General features: G+C 48.7%; 8 protein-coding genes. All 8 read right to left on the minus strand.

The window, feature by feature from the left end:
- Positions 1–3 precede the first annotated feature (3 nt).
- The gene (locus tag JS578_10500) at positions 4–1968 is read right to left on the minus strand and encodes a cellulase family glycosylhydrolase (GenBank protein QRX63289.1); all 1965 of its coding nucleotides are present in this window, start codon (positions 1966–1968) and stop codon (positions 4–6) included.
- Between the two features lie 82 nt (positions 1969–2050).
- The gene (locus JS578_10505; GenBank protein ID QRX63290.1) at positions 2051–4249 is read right to left on the minus strand and encodes an endo-1,4-beta-xylanase; all 2199 of its coding nucleotides are present in this window, start codon (positions 4247–4249) and stop codon (positions 2051–2053) included.
- A gap of 19 nt (positions 4250–4268) precedes the next feature.
- On the minus strand, positions 4269–5297 hold the full coding sequence (locus JS578_10510) for a DUF1735 domain-containing protein (GenBank protein ID QRX63291.1): 1029 nt from the start codon (positions 5295–5297) through the stop codon (positions 4269–4271).
- 29 nt (positions 5298–5326) lie between these two features.
- Entirely contained in the window at positions 5327–7114 is a 1788-nt protein-coding gene (locus JS578_10515; GenBank protein QRX63292.1) for a RagB/SusD family nutrient uptake outer membrane protein, read from the minus strand.
- A gap of 27 nt (positions 7115–7141) precedes the next feature.
- Entirely contained in the window at positions 7142–9970 is a 2829-nt protein-coding gene (locus JS578_10520) for a SusC/RagA family TonB-linked outer membrane protein (GenBank protein QRX63293.1), read from the minus strand.
- Positions 9971–9996: 26 nt separating this feature from the next.
- Positions 9997–11868, minus strand: a complete 1872-nt coding sequence (locus JS578_10525; protein QRX64992.1) for a RagB/SusD family nutrient uptake outer membrane protein — start codon at positions 11866–11868, stop codon at positions 9997–9999.
- Between the two features lie 11 nt (positions 11869–11879).
- Entirely contained in the window at positions 11880–15002 is a 3123-nt protein-coding gene (locus JS578_10530; GenBank protein QRX63294.1) for a TonB-dependent receptor, read from the minus strand.
- A 687-nt stretch (positions 15003–15689) separates the two neighbouring features.
- On the minus strand, positions 15690–16817 hold the full coding sequence (locus JS578_10535; GenBank protein QRX63295.1) for an endo-1,4-beta-xylanase: 1128 nt from the start codon (positions 16815–16817) through the stop codon (positions 15690–15692).
- Between the last annotated feature and the right edge of the window lie 311 nt (positions 16818–17128).

Here is a 17128-nt window from a genome sequence, read left to right on the forward strand (position 1 = left end):
TTGTTAGGATGTTTTATCTGTGAGATATACATTTTTGATGACAATCGGTTTGTTTCCTGAAGACCAGAATCCGATGATGTAGATGTGGGAGGGATCCAATTTCACCTGTTGATCGCCAACCTGCTTGTACATGTTGTGCAGGTCAACCACTACACGACTTTCATTTCCAAAATCGTAGCGTGCCGGTTGCGACCAATAATTGTTTTCATCGAAGAGGCGGAAGGAGACCCCCGATTCGTTATCGTTTCCCAGCTCTGCAATAAGGTATTGATAGCTGGAGAGATCTACTCCCTTGTTGTACCACCATCCGCCAAATCCCCACTGTCCGGTGATCAATGTCTTTGTTTCTTCATCGAACGATCCCTCCTCAAAGATTGAAGGATTGAACATCTCGGTGGTGAGCGGGAAGGTGGTGGCAAGGACATTGACGACAGCTTCCCGGGTATCACCGCCGGGAGATGTGTAGGTAGCGGTAACCACAGCTGCTCCGTCTCTCAGCGCATACATGATACCATTCTCTTCGATCCGGAGGATCGATTCATCGGATACCTGAAAACGCGTCTCTGCAGTGACATGACGAATCGAACCATCGGCAAAAATTGCCCTGGTGATCAGATAGCGCTCCCCCCCTGTCAAAATTGGCAGTTCATCATCCACACCCACGATTTCCAGCTTCTCCAGAGCTGATGCAGAAGCTGAGTTCTGATTCGCATATTCCGTAAACCAGTGATAGATGGGCCATGGACAAGCTTCCGGATCGTTCAGGAAACTGTATTGTCCCGGTGTGCCCGGGCTGTTGTTGAACGCCGCTAGCCGGTGGCATTCAGTGAAAAGCAACCAGCTCACGTTTCCGGTCATATCGGCAATGTATTTGAAGTTGGCCCCAAATCCGGGTCCACCCACCGTTCCGGTGAAGCTCTTTCCCCATGAGGCATCGTATTTGGCGGGAGCCCAGTCCATCTCGGTTACCATCACAGGTGCAAAGTCTGCAACTGGCTTTACCTGTCTATTCCATCCCTGCTGAAAGCTTTCATAACCACCTCCCATTGTACCGCCCAATTCCGGACTTGCTTCTTCGGTGTCGCTGCCATACCAGCCGGGATAGGCATGCACGGCATAGCCGATGTTGTTACCCTCCACCGGGTTATTGGCAAAGCCACTGAAGGAGGACTGGTAGGCCAGCCCCGGCACCCATATAATATTGTCTGCATTTGCCCGGATCTTGTCGACGATACGCTGACAGAATAATTTCATCCGGTCGAAATGTCCCTGTCCGCTGCTGGCATAGGTGCCGTCAGGTCCAAGGATGTTGATTGGCTCATTCGCCAGCTCGAACATGATGCCGTGATTGTTTTTAATCTTTGGATGTGATGATACGATGCTCCACACTTCTTCAAGGAACAGGTTGTAGTCATCCCCCACGGCTATTTTCTCTGGGCTGACACCGGGCGGTCGAAACACCACGTACAACCCTTTGTCGTTGGCGAATTTCGCCATCGGGATGAACACCTCATCCAGGTATTTCTTGAAACGAGCGGTTGAAAAACGCTCATGTCCTTCGTAACGAACCGATGGCATGCTCGGGTCGTCGCTCCAGTAGGGATCCATGTGCATCCGGACGAAGTTCATCTTCCACCCGGCAGACAATATCCCGTTGATCAGCATTTGGTTGTAACGGAGACATCCCGTCACGTCATAGTTGTTCCATGCATTTTGGTTAAAGAAGGGGCTGTAGGTCTGTGCAAAGCCATGCAGGTTGATTGTTTCACCCGCATCGTTCCTGAGGGTTCTTCCTACAACATGTAACTGTGGCAACACTGATTCCTGTTCTTCTTCATTTTCTTCCTCTGTCACTGGAGGCTTCGGTTTGACCGTTTCCTCCTGGTCTTCGGCTGCCGGTAAAGGATTATCAGCACAGGAAGTGAGCAACAGACCACACAAGTAGAATAGAAAGAAAAGGAACCGCATTGTCTCTGAATGTTAGAATTTTAAAAAAAAAGAGGACAAGGCATTTTACTTCCTTGCCCTCTTTCGGAATGAAAAGGTTTGGTTAATTGCCTGCTAAACCGTCAGCAAAAGCAGCATAGGTATGCTTCCGGTAAAAACCGCCTTCTGTCCAGAGACCTACCGGCTCACCACCTCTCCAGGAGGAGCTTTCAGGGCTGTCTGTCGGGCACCAGTGTGCAATACCATACCGCTGGTTAGCAGGTATGATTTCAAAATATTTCTGGATGATGAATTTATAAAATTCACCCATCGCCTTGTGTTGTGCTTCGGTCATCTGCTTTGTAAGCACTGATGTGCCGTTTTCATCTACAAAGCCCATATCCAGCTCCGTGATCCGGACCAGCTTGCCGGTTGCGGCCATCAACTCGTACATCTTAACGATATGTTCTTCCTTGCTGGCCTGAGTTGCAGGGTTGGCATGGTAAGAAACGTGCATTTGAGTACCAATGCCATCAATGACAGTTACACCGTCTTCCTCCCACTTTTCGATCCACTTGATCAAGCTCTTGAGCTTCTGGTTATCGTCCCAGTCAGATTCCAGGTTGTAATCGTTTATAAAGAGCTTCATGTCTGCCGGACCGTGCGTGCGGGCCAGTTGTACTGCCGTACGAACATAGTTGTCACCCAGGTAATCCTGCCAGTAGAAGTTGTTTTGGGCATCCGCTTCCGGAACGTTGCTGGCCGATTGAAGGTCGTACATTCCATCACTGTTGCCATCTGCACCCGAGAGAGGTTCGTTCACCACGTCCCAATCCAGTACATACCCATCGGTTGCTTCCATCATTCCGGCAATCCATCTGTCCATGGCCCATGTGAGGGTATCAGCCTTTTCTTCCGGGGTCTGTGGTATCTTATTCCCTGACTCTTCAATTTCCCAGACGATGTCGTCGAAATAATAGGTGTTGGCTTCCCCGAACACAGACAGGTTGAAAGCGATGGTGTTCGCCCCGACCTGACTACCATTGATAGCACCCGTAAAGACATGTTCTTTCCATTCGGTAGTGAAACTGGGGCTTCCAACAAATGCCCAGTGCAGGTACCCTCCGGGTTCATTGTGAGCCTGCGACTCTGCATTGGCGGGTTTCTCAGCTCTGTATTTCATGCTGAAGCGAATCTTTTCCCCCTCTTCAAAGTTTTTGGGAACTTTCACGAAAAACTGTGTATCCCAAGGATTGGCCGGATTGTCACCCGACTTAACTACGATGGCATGTCCTACGCCATCGGCACCCGTTCCGGCAGCACCAATCGTAGCAGCTTTTGGTCCAACCGTTGCTTCGGTGGCAAAGAAGCTGGAGACATCGTTATTTTCCACATCGCTGTTACTGACTAGGTTAGTCCACCAGGAAATAGATTGTGCTTCACTGTGTGATACTTTTACCCATGCTATCTCGTAGGTTCCCACATAATGTCCCGACTGAAGCATCACAAAACTATTGGTTACAAGTCCATTTAATTCTGCGGTCACTTCTACCCATTCTTCGGTAATTGGGATTGTTGTGTTTTGAGTATTTCCCCAAGTACCCAATGCCAGTGTAATCTCACCGGCAGTAGTACCCTTGATACGAATGGTCACCTTGTGTTTTGTGCCCACAATAGTGGGGATGCCACTTGCTACATGGTATTGGACATCCCAGAAGTTTGCTTGTTTTACTGGATTTGCTACAACCAGTACTCCATTTTCTACTACAGGTTGTACGGGTCCACCCACCCAACCGGTGAATGGATCTACCGCATAATCCTTCAAGCCATCAACCACCTCAACAGTAGCATCCGGATCAATCTCGATTTCCTTATCGGCAATGAGACTGTTCAAATACTTGTTGTTCTGCTGGGCATGCCAGACAAGTGTATGGCCATATATGGAGATATCTGCAGCTTTTGCCGCTCCCACAAAGGAGGTGACCTGCGAGAAATCCATCGAACCATCCTCTTTCACCACGGACCCAAATTTCATGGCGTTTCCGGCGGTGATCTGGTCGAAGTTGGAATTGATGAGTCGGTACATCATTCCCTGATTGCTGTATTCACTGGCAGTGACACCGGCTCCAAGCTTGAAGATTGGATTGGCGCTTCTGTCCACGTAGCTTTTCAGGGCGTCATATTCGTTGAGGTATTCCATCCCTGCGATCGATTCCGGCTTCTCCACATCGAAGAGCAGTTTGGTATCGTCCACACATGAACTGGCCAAGGCCAATATCAGGAATATCACTCCGATCTTATTGATTGTATGTTTCATATTCATAATATTCTAAGAATGCAACTTAATCTAATAATGCGGGTGTAAACCATTCCGCCTTCACTCCTCTGTCTCTAACCACCAGTGTATCTTTGGTAGACACCTGGATGTCGCCATAATTGACAGTGTAATCGAGATAAAGCACATCTCTGTCTTGTTCTCCCCAGCTGTTTTTGTCACCTTTCGGTACAAACTTGCCAGATCCTGTGGCAGCTACACCGTCTGTGTCAGAGGAGACCGTACAATCGCCCTGGTCATTGAAAGTGAGGAGCATCACACTGTTGCGGGGGATGTTTTCCATGTCTCTGGTCTGATGTTCCCATGCAATGGTGTTGAGTGAACGGGTGGTGATGTCGTCGATCACTTCATCATGCTCCACATATTGTGCACGACGATTGTTTGTGCCGCTCTGACCACCGGAAATCACATCTACTCCTCTACGCAGGTAGTTTGCATCATATGGGTTGATGTATTTCACCGCATAGAGTACATAATCCTTGGGTTGTACATCCCAATCGCCCGACACACCCCTTCTCGGATTGTCTACCATTGGTTTTCCGGAGAGAATGGTGTCAGCGTTAACCACACCTGTCATCACCACGGGAATCACATAGGTGTTCACCAGCGAGTTGGGGTCGTTGAAGAATGCATCAGTTAACTGAACGGTGACACCTCCCAGGATGCTACCTTTCTCAATGATAATCTTATCGGAAGAGAGCGAATAGTAGTTGGAGGGCATCGCGATGATATCCTCTTGTGTGGCATCAAATACCAGGTCGTTGACAATTGAATTATCCACCCGGATGCCGATTTCAACATCCTTGTCATTGTTGTAAATGCCACCCATGGTTGCCATGATCTGGCACTTGTACTCGTTGTCGAGGCTTGTGTCAAACACATCCTCCCCAAGTACAATGGTGCGTACGGGACTCTGATAGGCAAAATAGACGGCTGAATATTCGTAATCGGGAAACTCCCAATCCCCGTTCTCACAGGAGGTAAACAGACCGGTCACTAGTGCCGTCAGTAATGTTATGATAAATATCTTTTTCATGTTTGTCATATTATAATGTTCAATTCTTTTTACCATCCCTTGTTTTGAACCAGGTTGCTGAACTTAATTACTTCTCCGTAAGGAATAGGTCCGTGATACATATAATCTTCGTATGCACGTCTTTCTACCTGTGGGAGAACAGTGTATGCTCCTCCACTAATGCTCATGCCCTTTGCCGGTTCGGTGATGTCTTTTTTCCATCGACGGAGGTCCCAGAAACGGAATCCTTCAAAGCAAAGTTCGATGCGGCGCTCATTGTGAATCAATTCACGCATCGCCTCCTTGTTGCCTTTGACCGATTCCAGGTAGGTATCGGTAGTGTTTACCCCGATACCGGCCCTCTGGCGGATCGCCTTGACCACGTCGTATGCCGAGTATCCGTTGGCTCCTTCGCCTGTAGGACCCCATGCCTCATTGGCTGCTTCTGCGTATCCCAGGAATATCTCTGTGTAACGGATAAAGGGCTTGTAATGGTAAGCAGGTGTCTCAGAACTGGGGTTCGCATTGACCTGCTGATTCAACAACTTCTTCATGTAATAACCGGTACGGGTTGAGGTTTCGGTTCTGTTCAGAGCATTGTTGTCGCCACCGTCGGCTGCCGTGGTGATGGTGCTGTTCTGCGGACCTGCCTTACTACCATTGTAAAGAATGTAGAGCGCAAGCCGTGCATCCCTGTTGGCATAGGGGTTGTTCGGGTCATAGCCGCTGTTGGGATCGGTGATAGGAAGACCATTCGCCATGGGGAAAGCATCCACCAGGTTCTGGGTGGGGTTCACACGACCGCTGCCGAACAATGTCGGAGGATAGTTGTCCCGTTCCAGGTTGACATTGCTCTCTTTGTTTCCGCGCCATAACATCTCTTTGGGATTCACACCTGCGGGGAGGTTCTCGATTGCACTGCTGTTTTCATACCATTTGTTGCCATTTGGATCAACCTCAGCAATCGGGTTGCTTCCCAATCCGTTCAGTACGACTGCCATCCTGTTTGCAGCCTCTTCCCATGTTACATCGGTTCCGGCACTGTAGGCAGGGCTGGCAGCCAACAAAGCGGCTTGTGCACGTACTGCCTTGGCGATACGGGCGCTCATGCGGTTTTTGGCATTGTCGCCGAACACGCGTGAATATTGACCTGCTGTAACGCCCAGAGAGCGATATTTTGCCGGTACCTGGCTGTCGTCTTCAATAACCCCGTAATCTTCCGGCAGTAGCATCAATGCTGAATCCACATCGGCATAAAGATGTTCTATGCACTCCTGGAAGGTGTTGCGCGGAAGGTTGAATTCTGAGCTGAGATCTTCCGGTTCGGTAACGATGGGAATACCCAGTAACTGTCCGTCGTCCGTCCAACCTCCATGATTGAGCAACAGATGGTACATGTAAAGGGCTCGCATGCCAAATGCATCGCCTTTCATGCGATCTCTGAACATGTCTGCAACCAGCGGGTCATTGGCCCAGCTTACCTCATCGGCAATGTCAAGGAACTGATTCAGGTATTGCCAGGAGGCGCGTAGGTACTGCCATCTGTCCATAGGGTTGTTGTTGGCTCTCCATGAACCGGTAGCCATCTGCAGATGTCCGTTGTTGGGGTTGTTTGAAACCGCATCGTCGGTAGCCACATCACTAAAAGACCAGGAACCCACCGGGTTGCTGATGTAGGCGTGGCCCAGCAATCCGGTAGCCCATGCCGGCATATTGTACAAGGCACTGTTGTCCTTATGATTTTCGATCGCAGGCTCGAACATGTCCTGACATCCTGTCTGGACAAAGAGGAGTGCAACAAACAGTGCAATGATCGATTTTTTGTTTCTATTCTTCATGATTGAATTTTTTATCTGATGATGTGATTAAAATGTGCCTCTTACACCGATGTTGTAAAAACGGGTCTGTGGCGCACTTCCAACATTCATTTCAAAATGTTTGCGTTCCTTTGAGATGGTCAGCAGGTTGTAACCACTCACATAAAGGCTGATGCCTTTGACAAATTTTCCCTGTAACGCTGTTTCCGGTATGTCGTACGTTAACTGTACCTGCGACAGGTTCAGACGATCAGCATCGTACATCCAGAAATCAGAACTGCGGAAGTTATTGGCTCCGCTGGTGGTGGTGAGTCGCGGATAGGTTGCGGTTCCCTTCGTTTCCTCTGTCCAGCGGTTGCGTACGATCTCCGAGTATTTGTTGTCGCTGCGCACCCAGTAATATGAGTTGTCTTTCATTCCCTGTCCACCATAGAAACCATCGGCCATGGCGAAAAGGGTAAAGTTGCGCCACTTGGCTGTGAAGTTGAGACCCAGACGGAATGGAGTATCCCAGCGACCCAGGTAAACCTCGTCGTTGGTGTCGATGATGCCGTCACCATTCTGGTCTTTGTATTTGATGTCTCCCGGTGCTGGTTCGCCAAACTGCGGTGCAGGTGAACTGTCGATATCGGCCTGATCGTTGAAGAAGCCAATATTTTGCAGACCCCAGAGTGCATTCAGCGGTTGTCCAATCCTGGATTGATAATCAAACTCGTAGCTTTCATCGCGTTTAGCAACCTTGGTAGAGGTGTACATCCCATTGACACCAAATGTCAGGTCTACCTCATTTACTTTCTTGTTCAGATAAAGACTGAAATCAAAGCCTGAACGATCATCAGCATTGTAATTTACATATGGGATGATGGAGGAGGTAGGATAACCTACCTGGGTGAAATAGATGGGATAAATGGAGTTTACCCTTGCAAGGTCACCATCCATTTTTCCTGCGAAGTAATTGACATCGAATGTCAGCAACTGATCCCACAGTGAACCGCGAAGACCCAGATTGACCTCTTTCCGCTTGACGAAGGTCATGTCGGGATTCTCACCCCGCTGGAACTCGGTAGCAGCTTCACCACCAAGGTCGGCCCAGGAGTACCATCCTCCGCGCTGAAGGATCGATTTGTAGAGGTAGTATCCCATCTCGTTCTCGTCGGTTGAGATGTCCATGTCCTGACTGACGATACCGCCTGAAACGGTCAGCATCAAATCGTCAAAGGCGCTGTCCCCGAAGAAATCTTCCTTCACCGGACGCCATCCGAGTGTGATGGTGGGTGAAAATCCAAGTCTGTTTCCTTCCGGCAATTTGGCGGAGTAGGGAAGCGCAGAACTGAAGTCAACGTAATATTTCTGCTGGAAGTTGTAGGATGCCTGCAAACCCAGGTTCACGTTGGTCAACCGGTGGTATTGTCCGCTCTGCTGACGCTGCCATGCATTGGCCAGCACCATGGCGAACAGGTTGTGGTCACTGTCAATAGTGCGGGTATAGTCAAACTGAGCCGCCATGTTGTAGGTGTAGCGATAGGCTGAGTTGCTGATGTTCTCATTTCCGGACTTCCTGTCGGTACCATACTGAGTGACACTTGCAATCATGTCGCTGCCGGCATAATTGGTCCAGACCGGTGCAAAACTAGCGTACTCATTTGAGTATCCCTGGTTGTAGGTCGATGCATAGTCAATACCATATTTCGCACGCATGTGCAATCCCTCGAGCAGTGATCGCAGGTTGAGGTCGAAACGGGTATTGAACTGGAACTGACGGCTCACGAACTTGTCATCACCGGCTGCATAGGAATCGGCAATCGGGTTGGTGGGATTCAACTGTGTACCCCCCAGGAAATATTGTCCGTCGATCAGGTTGTTACTGGTATTGATGGTGTTCCATGAAGGGATGTCATTTTCTTCCAGGTAGCTGAGCGGAATCAGCGGTGCCACACGGTTGGGACGCAGGGTGGCCGCATTCGACCACCAGTCACCCCTTGCGGTGTAGGAGTCATAGAAAGTGACATTCGCATCAGCCTGAACTTTCAGGAAATCTGTTACATTCACATCAAGGTTACCGCGTACGAACATGCGGCTGGTATAGTTGTCCTTGCTGTTACCCACTTTGAGCAATGCGTTTTCACGATAGTAACCGGTAGTGGTATAATACTTCACCCGTTGGTTGCCACCAGAGATCTCAGCGATTGCCTCCGACCTGTTGTATGCTTTGCGAAGATAGTCTGAAGAATACATGTCGAGGTCCGGATAACGGTAGGGATTTTCTCCGGAAGCATATCGGTAGATATCTTCAATACTGGAGCTCGGTTCCAGACCGTCATTGATACGTGCCTCGTTGTACAGGGTCAGATATTCAGCAGAACCCAAATACTTTGGAAACGCCTTGGGGGTATGCATCCCGCTATTGGCGCGTACACGGATGGTGGGATCACCGAACTTACCTCGCTTGGTGGCGATCTGAATCACCCCCTTGGCAGCACGGCTGCCATAGAGTACAACCGCTGCCGGTCCTTTCAATACGGTGATCTGCTGAATCTCGGTAGGGAGTACGTTGTTGGCATCACGAACCATGCCGTCGATGACCACCAGGTATTCGTTCATACCCCAGATGTTTCCGTTCACACCACCAATCAAGTTTTCTACGAAGTTCAAGCTATAGGTGGTATAGGCTTTTTCTGTCATCTCTTCCACATCGATGACCGAAACACCACCCAGGAGGTCCTGTTTGTCCATGGTGCGGAATGCAACCTCCACTCTCTTGTGCAGTGTATCGTTTTCCAATGTCATTTCATCTGTATACCCTAACTGGGCTACAGCCTGCAGTGCATTGAAAACAAAAACGATACAAATTGCGAGACCAATATATCTTTGTTTCATCTTACTCTTTTTTAATTTTCAGTTTGTTACCAACCGGGATTTTGGTAAAACTCCGGATACATGCTGACATCATCTGTGTTGAAGGGCAGCCAGTAATGTTTACTGGTGAGGTTGCGTGTCTGAATCACCTCTTCATCCCAATTCAGTACGGCATTCTCTTTCGGATCTGCTTTCGGATCCAGTTCAGATGCCCTGTCGAAATGTTGTCTGGTTTTGATGTTGTAGGGGTATTCGGTCAGCAACAGCCAACGACGCAGGTCATTGAAGCGGTGACCCTCAAATGCAAGTTCTACCGCTCTTTCACGTCGCAGTTCGCCCATGAACCCTTCCAGGTTGTTGGCATACTTGTCAGCCAATGGGTCAACACCGGCACGCTCACGGATGGTGTTCAATGCTTCTACGGCATTCTTGGAGAAATTGGAAGATTTCCCTGAGGGAGATCCGTAACCCTGTGCAGCTGCCTCGGCATACATCAGGTATACATCGGCCAGACGTACCCATGTCAGATGGAAGTGGGTGGAGTAGCTGTAGCCGTAGGTGATGTCCCACTTGTTGGCTCCAAGCGGAATGAACTTGTAGTTCAGGTAACCGGTACGGCTTACGGTACGGGGGTCATTTACATAGTCTCCTCCTGTATAGAGACTGGCATAACGCCATTTTTCGTCCGTCGGGTTGGTAATGGTTCCTGAAACCACTTTCACTCCATCATAGATGATGTCGTTGTAGAAACGAGGATCACGATTCTTCCAGGGGTGAGTGGGGTCAAATCCCGATTCGGGGTCGTTGAGCGGCATGCCGTTTGCCATTCCGTAGTAATTTACATAGTTTGCCGCAGGTGCCAGTACGATACCGTCACCTTCTGCCATGGCTGAGGGCTGGTAGGAGTTCATCTGGCGCCAGTATGAATCAGGACCGTAGGTCGGGCTTCTTACAATCGCTTCGGTACCTCCCGGCATCAGCCAGTTTTGCTGCATGGTATAGAACAGTGAGGAGTAATCTTCAAAATCAACCAGTGCATACTGTGTCTGTCCCGTTTCCACCATGCTAAGCAGTTGTCCGAAGGTGTCGGCTGCCTTCTTGCACATCTCCGCATCGTAGGTGCGCGGACCATTGATGCCGTTGGCCATCAGGGGGCTGCCTGCATAGAGATAGGTTTTTCCCAGCATGGAGAGCGCCCATATCTTGTTGGCACGCAATGCATTGTTTCCTGAAGTGCGACGGCCTACTTCGGTGTCGTCCCAGTTCACCGGCAGAAGGTCTGCCGCTTTCTGAAAGTCTGCTGCCATCTTCTCCGCATTTTCCCTGTAGCTCTCACGCGGAAGGGTAAGAGGCTCATCACTGGGAAGCACAGTGTCAATATAGGGGAGTCCGCCCCAATACTGTGTGAGCTGGAAGTAGAACCAGGCGCGCATAAAGTATAGTTGTCCTGTCACCAGGTCTCTTTCCTCCTGGCTTGCATCGGTCATTTTTCCATCGGCAATCGCCTGCAACCCCATGTTTGCCACACGGATACCATACCAGGAACCGCCCCAGACAGATTTTGCAAAACGGTCGCCACCGGGACTCCAGTTTCGATCGAGAAAAGAGGCTCCATTGCCGATATAGTCGCGGTAGTTTCCTCTGTCGATGCTGAATCCCATCAGATATTCACCGTTACCAATTGTCAATACTTCATCCTCACCCCAGTTGAAGGAGCTTACCCAGTAATGCTTTGCCAGGTCGGGGGTGAGATGATACATCCTTTCCACAAATCCCTGGAAGTTCGTGAAGTTCTTGTAGGCATCGTCCGGTGCGATCACCGAATCCGGAGCCCTGTCCAGGTATTCAGTGCATGAAACAACACCCAATAGCAGGGTGGTTGCCAGTGCGTATAGGTAATATTTTAATTTTGTCTTCATCATATGAATGGTTATAACGAGATTCTCAATCCTAAATTAAAACGTTTCTGTGTTGGGTATGCGGAATTGCCACCGGTATTGGATTCACGGTCATCCGGCATTTTGGTCCACAGGAACAGGTTGTTGCCGTTGGCGAACACTTTCAGGCTGTTCAATCCTACATTCTTCAACCATTTCTCCTGGCTGAAAGTATAGGAAACTTCGGCATATTTCAGACGGAGATAGGAGCCGTCATGAAGGTAACGCGTGCCGCTGGTGAAGCCACTGGCGATGGTTCCCCACCTTGGCAACGGTACATCGGCATTGTTGTTGTCTTTCGACCAGTATGTTCCTTCGTTGAAGGCGGTATTCTTGATGCCACCCAGACTCTGAAGACCCACGTAGCGGGTTACATTGTTCACACCGTAGAACTGAACGAAAGCACTCCATCCCTTGTAATCGGCACCAATTTGGGTGTTGACGGTATTCTGGGGCACTCCGGTAAATCCGTAGGGAATGTTGTCGAAAGTAGAGATGATACCGTCGGCATCATAGTCGAGAAGGATGTAGTTACCCGGGATACGGGCATCATCCGATTCATCGTGTCCGGTAGTTCCGTATAGTTCGTCCCAGTTGTTGTAATAACCGTAGTCCACATGTGCGTAGGTCTGGCCAATGGCCTTGTTGGCTGCTTTCTGGTATTCCGGTTTCAACAGAGGATCGTCGGCTTCAATCACCTTGTTTTCTGCATGCGTATAGAATACATTCCCCCAGAGGCGCCAGTCGCTATTGAGCTGTTTGTTCCAGCGCATCTCCAGTTCGTAACCACTGGTTTCCACTTCACCCAGGTTGGCGGTCGGTGCGGTAGTACCATAATAGGAGGGTACCGAACGACGGTTACCATCGAGCAGGATGTTGGATCTGTTTTCCTTGAAGAAGTCGACCGATCCGGAGATCACACCACCGAACATGGCGTAGTCGGCTGCAATGTCAAGCTTGGTGGCTATTTCCCAGTGTACATTGGGGTTACCCACTTGCGACTCATAATACCACTGATAAGGGCTTTTTGTGGGATTGATTCCTGTCAGAGCCTGGTTGAAAGCACCACCGTAGCCCCAGGAGTCCATGTAGAGCCAGCGTCCGCCAATGTTGTCATCCCCTAATTGACCGTAGGATGCCCTGAATTTGAGCATGTCGAGCCATTTCAGGTCGAGACTCTTGATCAGAGGTTCTTCAGAGAACATCCATCCAACAGCACCCGACTGGAAGTAAGCAAAGCGGTATTCAGGAGAGAATTTCTCGGAACCGTTGTAGGCACCGTTGTATTCCAGCATATAACGTCTGGCATAGTCGTAGGTGGTACGGAAAACCCAGTTCTCACGATAGAAAGGCAACTGGCTTCCGGTAGCATACTGCTCACGGCTTACATTCCCCATGGCACCCACGTTGTGGTCGCCAAAGCTGTTGATGTAGTTGAGCTGTCCTGAATAGTTGAGCCTGCGGTAGGTGGCGCCGTTGTTTACAGAACCTGCGCCGGTCATCCAGGCAATGTTGTTCTGGTAGTCAAACTTGTTGTTTCCGTCAACTGTCACATCGGTGAATACCTCCCCTGTTTCGGGATGGATCCATTTGTGCGGGTTGTCTTCCCAGTCGTTGGTATCATCGATACCGCGGTTGGTTTCCTGGAAACTGTTGTCGAAGGCCAGTCTTCCCTGGAGGGAGAGCCCTTTCAGCAGAAATCCCAGATCCTGTTCCAGCGTAAAGTCGGTATAAAGACGGTCGCTGGTGGTATAGCCCACACCGTTCACGCTGAGGTCTTCCATCGAGTTTGTGGTAGCCTGTGAAGGGTTGGGGTGATAGTACCCGAACGATCCGTCACTGTATTTGGGGCGGAACATATCGGGGGCAATGCCATAGAAGGCAGCCCATACCAGATTTTCATACTGGAAGTAGTTGGTTCCCTTTGATACGGCATGAGATCCGGAGAGGTTCATCCGCAGGGTGGTTGATTTGGTCAGTGAGAAGTCCATGTTGCTCCTCACGTTGATACGGTCGTAACCAAATCCGGTATCATAACCGCGGTTGTTGTCCACAGTCTTGTAGATATCTCCTTCGTGTGCATAGTCCAAGCTGGCAAAATATTTCACGAAGCGGGTACCACCCGATACATTGACGTTTGCATTGTAAGAAGTGGCCACATCTTTCAGCAGCTCGTCTACCCAGTTCACGTTGGGATAACGCTCAAACTCTTCTACGTTGGCCGGGTAACGATATTTGTTGATGATGTCGTGGGGTCTGTAGTTCACCCACTGACTGGGAGCATATCCCAGTTCGTTTTCTATCACCTGGTTGCGCAACATCAGGGCATCATAGGAGTCCATCAGTTCCGGCAACTTCGAATAGGTCTTCATGGTGGTGCTCACGTTGATGTCTACGTTGGCTTTCCCCTCTTCACCTCGTTTGGTGGTAATCAGGATAACCCCGTTGGCACCGCGCACACCAAAGATGGCCGTGGCAGAGGCATCTTTCAATACCGAGATGGTTGCCACTGAGTTGATGTCGATTCCGGTCATGGGTCGTTCCACACCATCCACCAGGATCAGGGGAGCACTTCCGTTCCATGAACTGACCCCACGGATGGTAATCTCGGGGTCTTCTTCTCCGGGCTTACCGGTAGTGGTCATGGTGACCACGCCGGGAAGGTTACCGGTCAGGGCCTGACCCAAACTGCTCACACCACCGGTGCGTTCCAAAACTTTAGCATTGGTCTGGGCAATGGCACCCACCACACTCTCTTTTCTCTGCTGGCCGTAGCCAACCACAACCACCTCTTCGAGCAACTCAGTATCCTCAGTCATTGTAACCGAAAGGGTTGTTCTTCCGTTCAACGCGATGGACTGAGGCTGCATTCCCACATAAGTGACAAGCAGCGTTGCATTGGATGGTACATTGCTTAAGGTAAACCTCCCATCCAGGTCGGTCACCGTTCCGGTGGATTCACCTTCCACCTGTACGGTCACGCCAATCAGGGGTTCTCCTGCTACATCAGATACAGTACCTCTTACGGTAATGTTCTGCGCATAGACAGATAAGGAAAATGCGCACAACAAGGTGAGACATATTCCTCTCATTAGATTCGAAATTTTTCTTTTCATTCTCTGATTTGATTAGATTAAACAAGTAATTCTTTTTAGATGTATAAATCATCTGATCTGTTAAAAATTCTCAATCATTCTACGTGTCTCGCATAAGATTATCACTATTTGTTTGTAAAATTAGGTATAAACACTCATTCGTTACTGCCAATATTAGATACTTTATTACAATATTTAGATATTTAATACTTTTTTTTATCCATGTGCACGTGCACGGATGCTGTAATAATCGAAATCATCTCTCCGTCTGTTGGTTTAATCTGCAATCTCTTCTACTGTTAGAATGGCATACTTGTAGGGTTTCACTATTTTGTGTATGTGCACAATGTTTTGATTAACATATGTTTAATTAAGTATGTCAAAATCTTTGTACAGTTTAAAATATTCAGATCCTCGTCATTTCTTTACCCGGAAACAGGAGAGAATCCCTTTGCAGTTAATCAGATTTTCACACAAAGGTAAAATGATTTTTTACAAAATCAAGAGCCTGTTTGGGAAAATGATTCGAATTAACATCATGCCATCAGGGAGATTCTTTCCATTCCTGTTCGATATGTCTGCCAACAAACAGTTGTTATCGCTGAACCCGGGCTGATGTTTCCCAATGGATGAAATTGCACAAATGAAGGAGGGTTGGTCCCTCTCCTTCATTTGTCTGCAATATATTCATCAGGATCATCCGTAGGTTTATTGTTCCGAAAGCTTGCTGATCAATTGGTTTACTACCCCTTTGGGCTGGTGATCTCTGTCGAAAAGCAACGGGTAATCGGTGCGTCCTCTTACGGGGAAGTTATTTTTCCATGAATCGGCATCACTTACTCCCCACATGGTAACGCGCAACACATTGTCGCTGTTTTTCAGGAACAGATCGAAGAAATCCATCATCCTGTTGTCCCAGGCTTCTGCAACCTCCTCAGGCAGTCCTTCGGTATAGGGGTCAATCTCCTTGCGGTATGCTTCCCTGTCGGCAAGATTGGCACCTCCCATTCTGCGTGGCTCGGGTAGCGGGCTCATATCCAGTTCTGTAACCAAAACTTTTACCCCTGCGTTCACGTAATCGTCGATGGTGGCCTGATATTCTTCAATGGTTGGATTGGTCATTCCCACATGTCCCTGCAACCCGATGCCGTCGATGCGAATGCCACGTTCCTTGAGTGTGTTGATCAGTCTTACAACTGTTTCACGCTTGCCGGGATACCATTCGTTGTAGTCGTTGTAATAGAGTTCAGCTTCCGGATCTGCTTCCTGCGCATACTGGAATGCCAATGGAATGAACTCTTCTCCCAGGATCTCGTAAAACTTGCTTTTACGGTATGATCCATCTTCCATGATTGCCTCGTTGACCACATCCCAGCCTTTGATGACGCCCTTGTAACGTCCTACAACGGTATAGATGTGTTCCTTCATCCTTTCTTTCAGGATTTCAGGGCTTACATTCTCACCGTTCTCATCGACACAAAACCAGGCGGGCAGTTGTGAATGCCATATCAGGCAGTGTCCCGTGATAGTCAGGTTGTTGTCGACTCCAAACTGAACAAACTCATCGGCCTGAGTGAAGTCGTAACGATCTTCTTCCGGGTGGATCTCAGCACTTTTCATGCAGTTTTCAGCAACGATGGCATTGAAATGTTGCTGTACGACTTTAGTGGCTGCCGAGTCATGACCGGCTGCCTGTCGGGTGTTGAGTGCAACGCCGATAAGAAACTTGTCTTGAAGGACATCTTTTAAACCTGGTTCTTCCTTGACCTGGTTGTTGCCGCATGTCGTGAAGGCTACCGCTGCCGTGAGCAGCAACGCAATTTTCATTTTTTTCATGTTGTTTATCTTCTTATGGTAATTAGGTGATCTGTATCAATTGTAAAAAATGCCTCAATGATAGAAAACGCAATTTAACTTATCTTCTGTATTTGGTATCAAAATTAATACAAATGAACAATGAATAATCGATTCAAAATTCCAATATTCGATATGATTCTTCCTTATTTAGATATTTAATGTCTCATTTATTTGTTGGTTTTTTGGTTGAATCATTTATCCTTTAGGGTTTTATTTCGACAAAATGAGCTGTTTTCTGCTTTTAAGGTACTGTTTGGACAACCCTATTACAGCACGATTCAGGGTTCTCA

The organism is Dysgonomonadaceae bacterium zrk40, from assembly GCA_016916535.1.
Taxonomy (GTDB): domain Bacteria; phylum Bacteroidota; class Bacteroidia; order Bacteroidales; family Dysgonomonadaceae; genus Proteiniphilum.

Coding starts and splice junctions, on each gene's coding strand:
- JS578_10500 (QRX63289.1), bottom strand. CDS start 1,968: ATGCGGTTCCTTTTCTTTCTATTCTACTTGTGTGGTCTGTTGCTCACT.
- JS578_10505 (QRX63290.1), bottom strand. CDS start 4,249: ATGAATATGAAACATACAATCAATAAGATCGGAGTGATATTCCTGATA.
- JS578_10510 (QRX63291.1), bottom strand. CDS start 5,297: ATGAAAAAGATATTTATCATAACATTACTGACGGCACTAGTGACCGGT.
- JS578_10515 (QRX63292.1), bottom strand. CDS start 7,114: ATGAAGAATAGAAACAAAAAATCGATCATTGCACTGTTTGTTGCACTC.
- JS578_10520 (QRX63293.1), bottom strand. CDS start 9,970: ATGAAACAAAGATATATTGGTCTCGCAATTTGTATCGTTTTTGTTTTC.
- JS578_10525 (QRX64992.1), bottom strand. CDS start 11,868: ATGAAGACAAAATTAAAATATTACCTATACGCACTGGCAACCACCCTG.
- JS578_10530 (QRX63294.1), bottom strand. CDS start 15,002: ATGAAAAGAAAAATTTCGAATCTAATGAGAGGAATATGTCTCACCTTG.
- JS578_10535 (QRX63295.1), bottom strand. CDS start 16,817: ATGAAAAAAATGAAAATTGCGTTGCTGCTCACGGCAGCGGTAGCCTTC.